This window comes from Neptunomonas antarctica (assembly GCF_001305295.1).
GTDB classification, from domain to species: Bacteria; Pseudomonadota; Gammaproteobacteria; order Pseudomonadales; family Balneatricaceae; genus Neptunomonas; species Neptunomonas antarctica.
The window spans coordinates 264825-280239 of record NZ_LJSI01000021.1 but is presented as its reverse complement, the minus strand read 5'-3'; the positions used below and the strand labels follow the sequence as shown (position 1 = coordinate 280239).

Sequence of the window (15415 nt, the reverse complement as noted above, 5' to 3'; positions counted from 1 at the left end):
TCTGTTTGCCCTGTTTTATAAGAGAATCCTATGTCCGTTAGTTCCGCTGTAAAATCGATCCAAGACATTATGCGTAAAGATGCCGGTGTTGATGGTGACGCTCAACGTCTTGGCCAGCTATCCTGGTTGCTGTTTTTGAAAGTTTTTGATGCTCAGGAAGAGATGCTGGAGTTTGAGCAGGATAACTACAAAGTCCCGATTCCTGAAAAGTACCTATGGCGCAACTGGGCCGCCGATGGACAAGGTATCACCGGCGATGAACTGCTCGACTTTGTGAATGATGAACTCTTCCCTGATCTTAAAAACCTAGTCGCCCCCATCGCTACCAATCCACGCGGATTTGTCGCGAAAGAAGCCTTCAGCGATGCTTTCAACTACATGAAAAACGGCACACTGCTGCGCCAGGTGATCAATAAGCTTAATGAAATCGACTTTACCGACGCCAGTGAGCGCCACCTGTTTGGCGATATCTACGAGCAAATCCTGCGTGATCTGCAAAGCGCCGGTAACGCCGGTGAATTTTATACGCCGCGTGCCGTCACCCGTTTTATCGTTCAGATGATGGACCCACAACTGGGCGAATCTATCTTTGATCCAGCCTGCGGTACCGGTGGCTTTTTAGCCTGCTCGTTTGATCATGTTAAAGATCACTATGTAAAAACAGCTAACGACCATCAGACACTGCAACAGCAGATCCGCGGCGTTGAAAAGAAACAACTGCCACACCTGCTCTGTACCACCAACATGCTGCTTCATGGCATTGAAGTACCGGTACAGATCCGCCATGCCAACACCCTGAATAAACCGCTTTCAAGCTGGGATATCGAAGATCAGGTGGATGTTATCGTCACCAACCCTCCGTTTGGTGGCACCGAAGAAGACGGTATCGAGAAGAACTTTCCGTCCGAATATCAAACCCGCGAAACAGCCGATCTGTTTTTACAGCTGATTATCGAAGTATTAAAAACAAAAGGCCGTGCCGCTGTCGTGTTGCCCGATGGCACCCTGTTTGGTGAAGGCGTAAAAACCAAAATCAAAAAGCTACTGCTCGACGAATGTAACCTTCACACCCTGGTACGCTTGCCTAATTCGGTGTTTGCTCCCTACACCAGCATTAAAACCAATATCCTCTTCTTTGAAAAAGGCGAACCGACAAAAGACGTCTGGTATTACGAACTACCTTTGCCAGCAGGCATAAAAGCCTTTAACAAAACCAAACCGATGAAGCTAGAAGATCTGAACAGCTGCCGCGACTGGTGGGGCGAAGGCGATACCATGGCACAAAAAGCACGACGCCAAAATCGCCAGGAAAATGAACAGGCGTGGAAAGTCAGCATTGATGAGATTATCCAGCGCAACTACAACCTGGACATTAAAAACCCACATCAGGAAGAACAGATCATTCACAACCCGGACGAACTGTTAGCCGATTACCACCAGCAACAAACCGACATTGACCAACTACGCGACCAGATTAAAGCGATACTGAGCAATGCCTTTGCTGGCAAGGCGGGGGAATAATAACCATGACCCGTAACATACAACAGCTGCTAACCGAACATATCGACCTCTGGACCAGCGCCATCGAAAACAAAAGCAGCGCCGGTCGTGGCAACAGTCGCAAGAAAAGTCTCTATGGCATTAAAAAGCTGCGTGAGCTGATATTAGAATTAGCGGTGCGCGGTAAGCTGGTAGAACAAGACCCAGACGATGAGCCGGCGGAAGTTTTGCTGAAACGGATTGTAGCCGAACGGGATCAGCTGATTAAAGATAAAAAGATCAAAAAACAAAAAACATTGCCACCAATCAGCGATGAAGAAAAACCGTTTGAACTGCCGAAGGGATGGAAATGGGTGCGGCTACAGGGCCTCACCACGCTACTAGGTGATGGGTTGCATGGCACGCCGAACTACGATGATAAAGGCGAATATTACTTTGTTAATGGTAATAACTTGAAAGACGGGATGATCGTTATTAAGCCAGAAACAAAACGAGTAAATGAAGCAGAATATCAAAAGTACAAAAAACACCTAAACTCCCGAACAGTATTAGTTTCAATAAACGGCACACTTGGAAATATTGCTTTTTATGCTGGAGAAGCCATCATGCTTGGAAAAAGCGCATGTTATTTCAATCTAGCAACAGAGCTATCTAAAACATTTATAAAAAAACTAATAATGGCTCCATATTTTTCTGATTATGCTCGCGCTAATGCAACTGGCTCGACTATCAAAAACTTAGGATTGAAAGCTATTAATCATCTACCTATGCCTCTGCCTCCTTTAGATGAACAACACCGCATAGTCGCCAAAGTAGATGAACTAATGGCCCTATGCGACCAGCTAGAGCAACAAACCGAACAGCAACTCGACGCCCATCAGCTGCTGGTGGACACTCTGCTAGGCACTCTCACTCAAAGCCAAAATGCCAACGAACTAGCCGACAGCTGGACACGCCTGAGCCAACACTTTGACACCCTGTTCACCACCGAAGCCAGTATCGACCAGCTCAAACAAACCATCCTGCAATTGGCCGTCATGGGCAAACTCGTCCCACAAAACCCCAACGACGAACCCGCCAGCGAATTACTCAAGAAGGTTGCTACTGATAGGGCAAAGCTCATCAAGGAAGGGAAAATTAAAAAGCAGAAGCCCCTTACTGAAATAAATGATGAGGAGGTCGGTTTCAACCCACCTAATGGTTGGGCTTGGTCTAGAATGGGAGACTTAGTTCAATATCAGAAAGGGTATGCTTTCAAATCTAAAGACTATTTAGAGTGTGGTTTGATGATTACAAAAATTCAGAACCTCACTGAAAATCATATTCAAAACTCTGTATACATTGCCCCTGATAGTGCTTTGGTATTCGCTCAATACCTTCTTCACGAAGGTGATATTGTTATGACGACTGTCGGTAGTTGGTTTTCAGCCCCTATATCTGCTGTAGGGAGATCATTCCTAATCAATAAGTTGTTTGATAATTCTTTACTAAATCAAAATGCAGTCAGGATAAGGCCTTGGAAAGAGCTGGCCCCGGTGTATCTATTTGCATGTATTAACTCTCCAATATTCAAAAGTTATTTAGTCCATGAAGCACAAGGGACTGCCAACCAGGCTAGCATTACTCAAGAGAGTATTAAAACCTTTTTGCTCTGTGTCCCACCCAAGGAAGAACAACACCGCATAGTCGTCAAAATCAACGAACTATTCACCCTCTGCGACCAGCTAAAAGAGCGCCTACAACACAACCAGCAAACTCAACTGCTGCTGACCGATACGCTTGTTAACGAAGCTCTAAACTAATTGCGAGCATCAGATAAGGAGCGCTTTGTGGAAAACTATATCTACCGTTACAAATATCTACCCTTTGACCCAGATGGCGCTCTCAAAATAATCACCGAATCGACTATCAAATTTTCTAATCCACTAGAATTTAATGATCCGTTCGACTGTATTACTTTTATAGACACGCAGCAGTTAACACCACAGAGAATGAAATCCCAAATATTCAATAGAGCCCTATTAGCAATATGGTGCGCTAAAAATCGATCAGGAAAATTATGAGCCTATCCAAACAACAACACGAAGGATTCGCACAATTCTTTGAGAAACCAACTAGGGAATCACTACGTACGCTCCTTAAAGATAATATTGGAGAAACAGACTATCTCGATTTTAAAGAAATATGGGTTCCATTTCCAAAATTATCAAAGCACATTTTGGCGCTATCAAATTCTGGCGGCGGCGCAATTATTGTTGGTGTAAAAGAAAATGAGGATGGCACCGCTACATCAGTAGGGCTTGATGAATTTCAAGATAAAGAAAAAATTAGTAAAGGAGTTGCGAAACATTTACCAACTGACGTTTCATGGGATGTTTTTTCATTTACTTATGAGGAGTCAGAGTACGGGGCATTAAAAGGGAAAAAATTCCAAGTATTACTAGTTGAATATATTGCACAGTCTATTCCTTTTTTATGTTTAAAAGCAGGTGATGGATTAACAGATAATACTGTGTATGTACGTAGAGGAACGAGTACAACTGAAGCTACGCACGATGATCTGCAAAAAATAATAAATGAAAGAATTGAAACTGGATATTCATCAACTCACGTAATGGCTTTATCAGAACACCTTCAGCAATTAAAAGAACTGTACAGAACACAAGAAGGTAGCAATAGCTTTACTGCGGCGGCAAGATTTAGGGCCATGATAGAAGGTGACAAATTCAAAGATTACCATGATTTTGTCTCGGATTTAATTGAGAAGAAAAAAGTTAAAATAGAACACGAACTTGAGCTATAAAAATGTTCCTAACTATCGCATTAACTCGAACAATTTTCTACGCTGCGCTCGAAAACCCCATTATCCGTAGCGTTAATTAATAGTTTATTACTTAAATATGGTGAATAATTCTTACTTAATCAAACACTGGCTGTTAAATCAGGCCTAGTCAAGACGTTCATTTTAGTTTGACCAGGCCCTATCGTGAGCGATCATTACCTGTTTATAAAATTTGAAGCGAACGAAACAACCCCCTATGCAATATTATGTTTTCCTTCATATTAAATCGAGCTTCTTTATTTTTATAACGAAAAACTTGATGACTCTTTTGTGAAGGCTGATTCCCAATAAGGCTAAAATGAAATAACATTTGTAAGACAAACTGAAAATCTTTTGTTTTAATCAAGTCTTGTGAAACGGCCTCATCAAAAGCTTGCTTGAACTCGTCAATCCGCAGAGTTTGCTTTCTTAGTGTTGTAAATATATCTAGAATTCTATGAATATCCGGAATCACACCATGAAGCTCATCTTCAAGTTCGCTTCGTAAATAATTTGAAAATGCAGTATCTGAATGAGCCACTGTTGGTGGTTTAATTTTATCATGGCCATGTTCTAGTGAATATTCAGCGCAAACTTGTAAATACCGTACGTAGTCTCTCGGCCTCAAAAGCGAGCTTCTAGTAATATACTCAAAGGGTTGCATGCTTTTACGTTGTCTATCACCATACTTCACCCCACCAGGCTCAAACAACTGTTGCCAAATATCGTTAAATTCCTTTACTTGGTCATGCTCATTTACAGCTCTCGACAGCCTAAACGCTAACATGTTTTTTATTGACGCTTCATCCCAATCAAGGTCAATCTTATAGTCAAGCCATTTTGTTTTATCCGGATCTTGCATTACTTCATATATATCGTCTCGAATAAATATAATCGGAAAGAATTTATGTTTTGAGAATTTAGCTCTTACATCCTGAACAGCTTTAAACAAACTAGTTAACAGCTCCGTATATTGTTTATACTTTTCTGGCTCGATAATATCCTTATAATCCTCATCTAGTTCGTCAAACATGATGATATATTTATCACTCCCTATTTTCTGATAAAGAAACTTTTCTAAAATATCTACACGACGTGTCCAATCCGAATTGGTATTTTCAATAGTTTCCTTGGTATTACCAAAACCTATGCCGCTACCAAGAATCTTTAAGTCAAATGCAAGCCCTGTCCATCGCTCAACCGCGCTAGGTAACGCGTTTTCAATATCATCATTAAATATTTTTTTAAGCTTTTGGCGTGTTTCTAATTCAATAGAGGGATTATCGGCCATAAGTTTACATGTCGTTGAATAAATTACATATTTCCACAGGGTAATGTATTGGTTTGGTTGCGTAAAACCCTTATCCTGAAGTTCATACAATTTGTTAAACGGGAAGTTTTTAAAGGTTAGTTTTACTGGCAGTAACCCAGATGTTTTCAAGGTAGCTAAATGCTCACTTATTGCAGTTTTCCCAGTTCCTTTTCTGCCTACAATGTATAGCTTTTGTCCCTTCAATATACGAGAAACCACTCTGGTGTGGTAGAAATATCGCTCACTATCTTCCAATTTAGCTTCTAACTTCCAATCTTCAATTTCTTCTAATAACTGAATGCTCATAATTGCCCTAACAATAGAAATTTAGAATGACGATACCTGCCAATCGCAGCTAACAACTTGTTTTTACACCCATTAAAGGTTAGAAACTTGCAAACATAGCTACTTTATAAAGTACATGAGTAGCCAGAGGCAGTGAAATTAATGTAGCGCAGAATCTGTAGACACCAAAACAAGCATGCTAAGGCAAGAGCTGCCAGAGAGGAAAAAGCATTAATGATATACATCCTACAAATCCGCCTGACTTTACTTTTATAAGCACACAGGTTAATCAAAATTACAGTCTACGATGCGGGTACTCCTGTTACCCATCGGATAGAACTATATCGCAGTTACCTTATTAATTACTATAAGCCTTGGGTCGCTAGCGGTTTATGGAAAGAACACATAGGCTGGAACCAAATTATTAAAGCCGGATGAGAAGCGTTTCCTTGCCAGCGGTGTGATCGATAATGATGTCAGCTTTGGCACCAAGCAACCTCATGATGGTTTACTACTCCCTTGGTCCCCCGCTGTGGAAGCAGGTGCTACAAAACGCTCATCTCCGTAGCATCCCCTACTAAACCAAAATCTGGCTTGGGGGCTGATTGCGCTGCCTCCATAGCAAGCTCAAGAGCTTTGATCCGTGTATCACAAAATGAGAATACGACATCTTCTGGAACTACTTCACACATATTCTGGTAGAACTGGTTACGGTGACCGTTCGACTTGGTTTTTGGGGACCAAAGGAAGCCACCGGATACTTCACTTTTGTATGTTTAGTTTTGATTAATCCACCAGTAACGCATGATATGCCACCTTTTCTAAATTCTTTTGCCTCCATTATTCCTAACAGTTCGTCATGCTGCTAAATACTGATTTTTTTATATCATAGTAGGATCTGTATTTGGCGAACTCAGCGCTTGTAGTGTAACCGTTATGCTCCCTTAAGGGCTGGTTCTGGTTGCAGATACGCTCGCTCTGAGTTGTTACGCAACAAGTAATAGCAATCCCTATCTCATACATTCAGATAATAGACACTAGATTTTCTTTTATCGGATACGGAACAGAGGCAGGAAGCCTTAAAGCATTCAAGGAGGATATATGGCAACGCAACAAGACAACCACCAGCAAGGCGCTGTAATAGCCTTAACGGCTTGAGTATTGAAGATATACAAGCATTCAGCTTAAAGCTAAACATGCCGCATGAAGTAACTGAGCAGATAATAGAGGATTACATAATCGCTCTGGAGCACGCGCTCTACTGTGCGTGAACTACCGCACTTGGGTAACCAACACAAAAAAATACACCCTGACATCCATAACAGACCTCTATGAGTACAAATATATTGGTCACATATTGGTCACACGGGAAATCAGATACAAAAAAAGCCGCCCGGGATGATCCGTAAGCAGCTGTTTTCGTTGTAGAATTTGGTAGGACTAGGCGAATTCGAATCGCCGACCTCTACCATGTCAAGGTAGCGCTCTAACCAACTGAGCTATAGTCCTATTGCTATGAAGCGGGAGTATTAGACCAAAAAAATGACGCCCGTGCAACTTTAAAATCTAAATATCGGATCTAAATAGTGGTTTAATTACAACATCATACGTTACTGGACGAATACTACCCACTCTTGCTTTTTCAGTGAGCTAATAAAGCCACTATAAATAAACACCTATAAAAATTACCGATAAAACATGAACGTTAAAAAACCAGCCAAATAAACCTATTTAAGCATTGGCTACCGACGCTCTAAAGCGACTAACGGCACTCAATAAAAAGACGCTGCCTATCAAAACCAGTACCAGTAGTTGACTCCAAATAATGCTGAAACCTCCCCCGCGATAAAGAATCGCTTGTGATAAATTAACAAAGTGAGTAGTCGGCGCTATTAGCATAATATTTTGTATGATCTGCGGCATGCTCTCATAAGGCGTAATACCGCCAGATAGCATTTGCAGGGGTAGCACTGTCAGGATAAACAATAAGCCTAATTGCGGCATCGTCCTCGCTATAGTCCCTAAAAAGATACCCATTGACGTGGTAGCAAACAAATGAAGCCCGGCACCTAAGACGAAGAGATAAACAGAGCCCTTAATAGGCACGTGTAATACATATTGCACGATGAAAACTAAAGAAAGAGTGGCAGCAACAAGCACAACAAGACCGTTGGCAAGTACTTTGGAGAGCACAATTTCCAGCGGTTTAACGGGCATAACGAGCAAATGCTCCAGTGTGCCGTGTTCCCGCTCTCTTATTACAGCGGCCCCGGAAAGGATGATGGATAACATCGTGACATTATTGATAATTTCCATGATGCTGCCAAACCAGCTACTGGTGAGATTTGGATTGTACTTATTGCGGACTATCAATTTTACCGGCAGTTCATACGCGTCTAGTTTGCCAGTGACGAATTGATTAATTTCTCCACCGATAATGTTCTGGATATATACATCACCAATCCCTGCCTGAGACATCTGGGTTGCATCGATATTTATCTGAAGAGTCGGCTGCTTTTCAGCCATCAGATCACTTTGGAATCCAGAAGGTATAATGACCACAAACGTGTATTGCCCCGAATTTAAAGCAGGCTCCACTTCACTGAAATCAATATAGGCCGGTTTATTAAAATAGGGCTCATTAAAAGCATTGCCAATAGTCTTGGAAAGCGGTGAACCATCTTCATCAACGATAGCGATGGGAGCATTGTTCAGCTCCTGTGATGACGCTGTTGAGGCCACATAAATACCACCACTAAACGCCCAGATTATCAGTATCAGCAAGATTTTATCATGCCATAAGCTGCGGAATTCCTTGATGCTTAACTGCAGGATATTCATGTCTAAAGCGCGAAACTTCATTTTCCCTGCTTCCTTAATAACATCACACTCACTAAAGTAAATAGCGGGGCAAAAGCTAATAAGTGTTGAAAATGTGAGACCAATTCGGTGAAGCCTAAGCCTTTTGTTACTATGCCCCGAATAATGATAATAAAATATGTTGCCGGCCAACTCTCACCCATCAGACGTCCTACCCCTTCCAAAGAAGATACCGGGCTGGTTAAGCCCGAAAAACTGACGGTAACAAGTAGGGTAACAATGGCCGTGCCAGCAAGCGCCGCAATTTGCGTTTGCGTAAATGTTGACATAAATAAACCAATGCCGGTGGTAGCAATAATGTAAATAAAAGCGGCGAGGTACAAAGCGTAAAGATCGCCTTTAATCGGCACCTGGAAAATATAGACTGTCACAAACAGAAGTATGACAAAACTCACCATGCTAATAAGAATATAGGGAAGCTGTTTACCTAACAGAAATTCCAGCCGCGTGGCCGGGCTAACATATAAATTAACAATAGAGCCCATTTCCTTTTCCCGGACTACCGATAAAGCCGTCAAAATAGCCGGAATAAACATCAGCAGTAACGGGATCACACTGGGAGCTAAGGCATAAATACTCTTAAAGTCCTGATTAAAACGGTAACGTGACGCCATGCTGACAGGCAGAACCGTGGGAACATAACCCAGGGATTTTAATGTCAGGTCTGTCAAATAAGCAGTATGCATGCCTTGCATATAACCACCAATCGTTTCCGCTCGAAACGGCATCGCTCCATCTACCCAAACCGCTATTTCAGGCACACGTCCACGTTTCAGGTCCACGCCAAAGCCCGGGGGTATGACAACACTAAAACTTAACTCGCCATTTCGCATCCGTTGATCAAGTTCATCGGTCGTACCGATCGCCGCACGCTCTATAAAATACCGGGAAGCCGAAATATTCTGAATATAGTTACGACTTTGTGGGGTCTGGTCCTGATCTAACACAGCAAACGTCAGATCATCAACGTCCAGCGATATACCGTATCCCAGTACCAGCATGAGTATAGCTGAGCCCAATAAAGCAAATGCCAGACGAATCGGATCGCGTAATACTTCTAATGCTTCACGATAACTAAAACCAAATAAGCGGCGTAAGCTAAAGGCATGATTAACGGGAATAGGATATGCATTATCGACGAGCTTCTGCTCTGGGGGAGTTTCTTCTTTTCCTCCTTGTGCTTCTTCGAGATAAGCAATAAATGCGTCTTCAAGTGTCTTGGCATGGCGAGTTTTACTGATGGCATCTGGGGTATCCGTCACTAATATCTTTCCAGCATGCATCAGTGAGATACGGTCACATCGCTCCGCCTCATTCATAAAGTGGGTAGAAATAAAGATAGTAACGCCATGATTACGTGAAAGATCGATTAGCAACGCCCAAAAACTATCACGCGCGACAGGGTCAACACCGGACGTGGGTTCATCAAGAATTAACAACTCAGGCTCATGAACAACCGCTACCGCTAACGATAAGCGCTGTCGAATACCTAAAGGCAATTCCATAGAATTAACGTCTTGATAAGCGCTCAATGCAAACCGGTCCAGCAAACTACTGATACGCTCTTTTGCATAGTCTGCGGGCATATGGAACAACTTGGCATGGAGTTCCAGGTTTTGTAGTACGGTTAGCTCTCCATATAACGAAAAGCCTTGGGACATATACCCTACCCGGTGGCGAATCGCCATCGAATTGGGATCTACTGCCCGATCAAACAATAACCCTTCTCCGCTGCTGACAGGCAATAAACCCGTCAACATTTTCATTGTTGTGCTTTTACCGCAGCCGTTTGAGCCTAAAAATCCGAATATTTCACCCTGAGTAATTTCTAAATTAATGTTATCTACCGCTGTAAAATCGCCAAACTTTTTAGTCAAACCCCGTGCCGTAATAGCGATTTTCTTATCTTTAATATTTAACGGAGGGATAGATAACACCTGATGCTCATTGCGAGTACTTTCAGGCAACAAATTGATAAAAGCAGACTCGAGATTATCGGTATTGGTGCGTTGTTTGATATCGGCTACGCTGCCAGTATCAAGCACCTTCCCCATGTTCATGGGGATAATCCAATCGAACAACTCCGCTTCATCCATATAAGCGGTGGCAACAATCACGCTCATTCCCGCCCGACGCTGGCGAATATGCCCAATCAACTCCCAGAATTGGCGGCGGGATAATGGGTCTACACCCGTTGTTGGCTCATCCAGTATCAATAAATCCGGGGCATGGATCAACGCGCAACATAGCCCTAGTTTTTGTTTCATACCGCCGGATAGCTTTCCGGCAGGCCTGTCACGAAAAGCAGCCAAACCCGTTGCAGATAAGAGCTCATCAATTTGCTGATGTCGCTGCTTAGAAGGCAGACCAAACAAACGACCAAAGAAGTCAATATTTTCAAAAACTGACAAGGTCGCATATAGATTCTTGCCCAAGCCTTGTGGCATAAAGGCAATCCGCGGCGCTATTTCATTCCTATAGTGAGCGGCCGAAATATCACCGTCAAACACACGAATAGCGCCTTCCTGAATCTGTCTGGCACCCGCCACTAACGCTAACAAAGTAGATTTACCCACTCCGTCTGGCCCTATCAAGCCAACCATACAGCCAGATGGAATTTCCAGATCAACCTGCTTTAGAGCATAAGTCTCACCATACTGGTGAGATACGCCTGACAAGACAGCAACACACTTCCCGGAGTTAACCATTATGGCAAATTAACCAGCAGACTCTCTGGCCAAGACTGTTTTTGGTCTAGCAAGATATAAGCTTCACCAGGCACACCTGTTTTAACCGCTTCTATATGCTCTCTCAAGAGCTTGGGGTCTATTGTAACTTTTACTCTGAACATCAGTTTTTCACGTTCGGATCGGGTTTCAACTGCTTTTGGTGTGAACTGAGTTCTGGCTGCCACAAATGAGATCGTCGCAGGAATAACATATTGAGGAATAGCATCGAGAATAATGCGTGCTTCACTACCCACCTGTATCTTGCCTGCTTGCTCTGTAGGTACAAAAACAGACATAGATACATCGGTCAGGTCGAGAATGGTAAACACATTCCCACCCGATCCTAAAACCTCACCAACCTGAGCCAGCTTGTATAGCACACGACCCTTAATGGGAGTAGAAAGGTTTGTCTCATCCAACTCAGCTTGTAGGCGAGCAACAGCTGCTTCAGCCGCTTCAATACCCGATTGCGCACGGGTGACCTGAATATGAGCTGCTTTGAGTATGGCTGCTGCTGTCACATACTGAGTGTTAGATTGATCGAGCTTTTCCTGAGACACATGACCTGAACTCGCTAATTTAGCGGCACGGGTTTGTTCTCTCTGAGCATAGACCAACTCACTTTGTCTAACCGTCACCATAGCGAGCGCATAGTCCCGACCGTCCTTTGCTTCACGCAAACCCGCTTGCGCTTCTCTCAGTTGAGCTTTTATCGAGTCCGTATTCATTTTAGCGAGCAATTGATCTTGTTCGACCATATCCCCCTCATTAACCAACACTTTCTCCAGTCGCCCCGGATATTTAGTGGCTATATCATATTCAACCGCTTCGATCCGGCCATTTCCAGACGCAATAAAATCAGGCATTACCGGCTCAAGATGACGTTGATAATAAATCCACGCACCTGTAACCACTAAAGAACACAAAACAACGATAGCGAATAGTTTCATTGAAAAACGAAGACTAGCCATTTCAAATACTCTCCATAACAGCAGGATGACAGCTGTATTATCCGTTGATTCTAATATATGAATATGAAAATAGAACAGGTTTATGAGCAAACTGAATTTCTATTGATATATAACAATTATCAAGGCGCGGAAAGAGTGATGAATAAATTAAAAAGTTCGGTTACTTCATGAAAACAGCGGTTATACCAGATTATTTTCAATCGCATATTTAGCCAAACCGGCTGCTGTCTGTATGTTCAGTTTTTGTTTTATGTTCTGTCTATGTGTCTCTACTGTTCTGACCGAAATATCCAATTGGCGGGCGATATCTTTGTTGCTGCCACCTTCTGCCAGCAGTTTAAGAACAGTTTCTTCTCGCTTTGTCAGGCTTGGTCGACTGTCGCTCACACCTGTATTTCGTCGGCCTGAGTCAAACGGTCTGATCAGGGCATCCGAGGCACGTGAACTGAAATAAGTCCCTCCCTGGTGTACAACTTCAATTGCTTTAACCAGTTCTTTCGATGATACATCCTTTAAAACATAACCCGCCGCGCCCGATTGAATAAGCTGTAAAATATATTCACGGTTTTCATGCATCGATAATATAAGTACCCGAAAATCCGGAAATCGTAACTTTAGCTCTTTGGTCGCTTCAAGCCCATTCATGACGGGCATTGACACATCCATTAAAACAACATCAGGTGACAGCGCTTCAGCTAATTCCAGTGCCTCCAGGCCGTTGTTTGCCTGGCCCACCACTTCAATATTAGGTTCCCCGGATAAACAGGCATTTATACCATCCAGCACGAGTGGGTGATCATCTACTAACAAAACCCGTATCATCTTATTGTCCATCAATTTGTCACACTAAAGGTAGTTTAACGCGCAGCTGTGTACCATGACCTATATCAGACGTTAGTACAAATTCTCCGCTTAATAATTCGATTCTGTCATGCATATTACGCAACCCAATTCCATTGGACTGAACTTGATTAACGACATCAAACCCTTCGCCGTTATCTTTTAACGTGACCCAGGCATAGCGTCCTTGTACCCAGGTTTTTAGCCGCACTTCATCCGCACCGGAATGTTTATCTACATTGGTGAGTGCTTCCTGAATCACTCGGTAGAGGGTGATCTCGATATCATCAGGCAAGCGTTCTTCCGGGAAATTCAGCTCGGTTTCAACAATAATGCCGGTGCGTGCTTCATATTCATGCAACAAGCTTCTCAAAGCCGACGTTAGCCCCATATCATCAAGCAAACTTGGGCGAAGGTCATGGGAGATAAGACGCACCTCCTGTATTGCCTGATTCAATACATCCATGCCTTTTTCTAAATCAACCGCCGCGCTGCAATCGCCTTTTTTCATCTTATTGATGGCCAGCTCAACCCTGAACTTTACAGACACCATTAACTGATTAATGCCGTCATGTAACTCCCTGGCAAATCGCCGTCGCTGGCTTACCTGAAACTGCACTGATTTGTGGGCTAAATGGCGTAACCGGGCATCGGCAAGTCGGCTCTCATGTACATTAATGGCGATACCAATCATCACTATAATGATGGTGGTCACGGCCATTATTACCAGCACAGTAAAGAAGGTATTACGGATATTCTCTGTAACTTCCTGACGAGCCCGGGCAACCTCTTTTGCAATATCGTCGACATATAAGCCGGTGCCCAGCATCCAGCCCCATTCAGGCAAAAGGACAACATAGCTGAGCTTATCTTCATTATCGCCTTTGGAGGGTTTTCGCCAAACATATCGGTGGAATCCACCCCCTTGTTTGGCAACAGCCAGCAGATCCCGAAACACGAAAGTACCATTTTCATCTTGCATATTGATGAGGTTTTGACCGACTAATTCAGGCTGCGCAGGATGTACTAAATTAACACCCTGCCCATCGTATACAAAAAAGTACCCATCTTCGCCGTAAGTCAAACCATTCAGAATACGCTTCACCTCTTCCTTGGCTTCAAAATCCCGCTTCCAGGGACTGCTCGTAACTTGAGAAACAGCGGTAAGCGCCAAACTGACATAGTTTTTTAATTCGTTACGCTTGGACGCCAGCAAATTCTCTTCGAAAGTTTGAATTTCAAGCTCAGAGAGTGACTGTGATTGTTTAATATTAATCAATGTAATAATGATCGTTACCAACAGAAGCGGTAACAGAGCCAAGGTCAATATTTTGAGTTTAAGGGGCATGAGATACGCATTTTGTTTAAAACTAAACAGATCTTGCCTTACCTTATTTTTTTGTTCCACCTATTAATCCAACTTTAGGTAGTAATCAGGAGGCTTACTACGTATTAACCCTGTGATGTAGACTATAGTTACTTACTCATCTTCTGTTAAGGTGATGTAGAATATTTTTATAATAAAGTTGTACAAAAATTAGCCGATTAAACGATAATGTTTTAAACACTTTTTTCGAAAGTTTGTGTAAAGGTGCGACAAGATGGCTTCTAATCTAAATCTAATGCAAGGCTACATCCGTCATCCACATGACATCCCTGCTCAGATATCTCTCTGCTCACAAGCCACTATATCTTCGAATACAGCCAATCGCTCCGGGAAAATTGGCATTAGCGTCTCAACAGATAATTTCTATGCTATCGGTACGACGTTAACCATTGAAATATCTGTTAAAGATCCTGGTTTTAGGGCTTCAGGTCATGCAACCTGGTGTATTCCCGAAAAAAATGGCCGCTTTCGTACTGGTCTGGTTTTTGATGACCCTGATACCGCTTATGCGGTCAGAATGATTGAGCAGATCTGCCATATAGAGCAATACCGTAAAGAAATGGAGAAAATGGAGGGACGTGTATTAACACCTGAAGATGCCGCAGATGAGTGGATCAACCTATTCGCCAAAGATTTTCCGGAACTAGGCCCCCCTATTCATTCTTAATCACTATCTACACAAGCCATTCA

The 15415-nt window shown here is 42.8% G+C and carries 10 protein-coding genes and 1 tRNA gene; 4 read left to right on the top strand and 7 right to left on the bottom strand.

Annotation, left to right across the window (positions count from 1 at the left end; genetic code table 11):
* Positions 1 to 30 precede the first annotated feature (30 nt).
* The 3 genes from Nant_RS03795 to Nant_RS03780 all read left to right on the top strand — a co-directional run bounded on the left by Nant_RS03795 (position 31) and on the right by Nant_RS03780 (position 4303).
* The gene (locus Nant_RS03795; protein WP_054340299.1) at positions 31 to 1521 is read left to right on the top strand and encodes an N-6 DNA methylase; all 1491 of its coding nucleotides are present in this window, start codon (positions 31 to 33) and stop codon (positions 1519 to 1521) included.
* Between the two features lie 5 nt (positions 1522 to 1526).
* Positions 1527 to 3302 carry a restriction endonuclease subunit S gene (locus tag Nant_RS03790; protein WP_054340298.1) on the top strand — a complete coding sequence of 592 codons (1776 nt, stop codon included), beginning with the start codon at positions 1527 to 1529 and terminating at the stop codon, positions 3300 to 3302.
* A 257-nt stretch (positions 3303 to 3559) separates the two neighbouring features.
* Positions 3560 to 4303 (top strand): AlbA family DNA-binding domain-containing protein, encoded by a 744-nt coding sequence (locus Nant_RS03780; protein WP_054340296.1) that lies wholly within the window; start codon positions 3560 to 3562, stop codon positions 4301 to 4303.
* 202 nt (positions 4304 to 4505) lie between these two features.
* Here Nant_RS03780 and Nant_RS03775 read toward each other — a convergent pair whose 3' ends face one another.
* The 7 genes from Nant_RS03775 to Nant_RS03745 form a co-directional block, all read right to left on the bottom strand.
* A complete protein-coding gene (locus Nant_RS03775; RefSeq protein ID WP_054340295.1) occupies positions 4506 to 5939 on the bottom strand; it encodes a P-loop ATPase, Sll1717 family in 1434 nt (477 codons plus the stop codon).
* Positions 5940 to 7350: 1411 nt separating this feature from the next.
* Positions 7351 to 7427: transfer RNA gene (locus tag Nant_RS03770), tRNA-Val, on the bottom strand.
* 222 nt (positions 7428 to 7649) lie between these two features.
* Positions 7650 to 8780 carry an ABC transporter permease gene (locus Nant_RS03765; RefSeq protein WP_054340294.1) on the bottom strand — a complete coding sequence of 377 codons (1131 nt, stop codon included), beginning with the start codon at positions 8778 to 8780 and terminating at the stop codon, positions 7650 to 7652.
* Positions 8777 to 11506 (bottom strand): ribosome-associated ATPase/putative transporter RbbA, encoded by a 2730-nt coding sequence (gene rbbA / locus Nant_RS03760; RefSeq protein WP_054340293.1) that lies wholly within the window; start codon positions 11504 to 11506, stop codon positions 8777 to 8779. Before rbbA ends, Nant_RS03765 begins: the two co-directional genes overlap by 4 nt.
* Positions 11506 to 12498 carry an HlyD family secretion protein gene (locus Nant_RS03755; RefSeq protein ID WP_054340292.1) on the bottom strand — a complete coding sequence of 331 codons (993 nt, stop codon included), beginning with the start codon at positions 12496 to 12498 and terminating at the stop codon, positions 11506 to 11508. Before Nant_RS03755 ends, rbbA begins: the two co-directional genes overlap by 1 nt.
* 180 nt (positions 12499 to 12678) lie before the next feature.
* Positions 12679 to 13332 (bottom strand): response regulator, encoded by a 654-nt coding sequence (locus Nant_RS03750; RefSeq protein WP_054340291.1) that lies wholly within the window; start codon positions 13330 to 13332, stop codon positions 12679 to 12681.
* Positions 13333 to 13339: 7 nt separating this feature from the next.
* Positions 13340 to 14686 carry a cache domain-containing protein gene (locus tag Nant_RS03745; RefSeq protein WP_054340348.1) on the bottom strand — a complete coding sequence of 449 codons (1347 nt, stop codon included), beginning with the start codon at positions 14684 to 14686 and terminating at the stop codon, positions 13340 to 13342.
* A 253-nt stretch (positions 14687 to 14939) separates the two neighbouring features.
* Between Nant_RS03745 and Nant_RS03740 the strand changes: the two genes are divergently transcribed.
* Positions 14940 to 15392 (top strand): hypothetical protein, encoded by a 453-nt coding sequence (locus tag Nant_RS03740; protein ID WP_054340290.1) that lies wholly within the window; start codon positions 14940 to 14942, stop codon positions 15390 to 15392.
* The last annotated feature ends 23 nt before the right edge of the window (positions 15393 to 15415 follow it).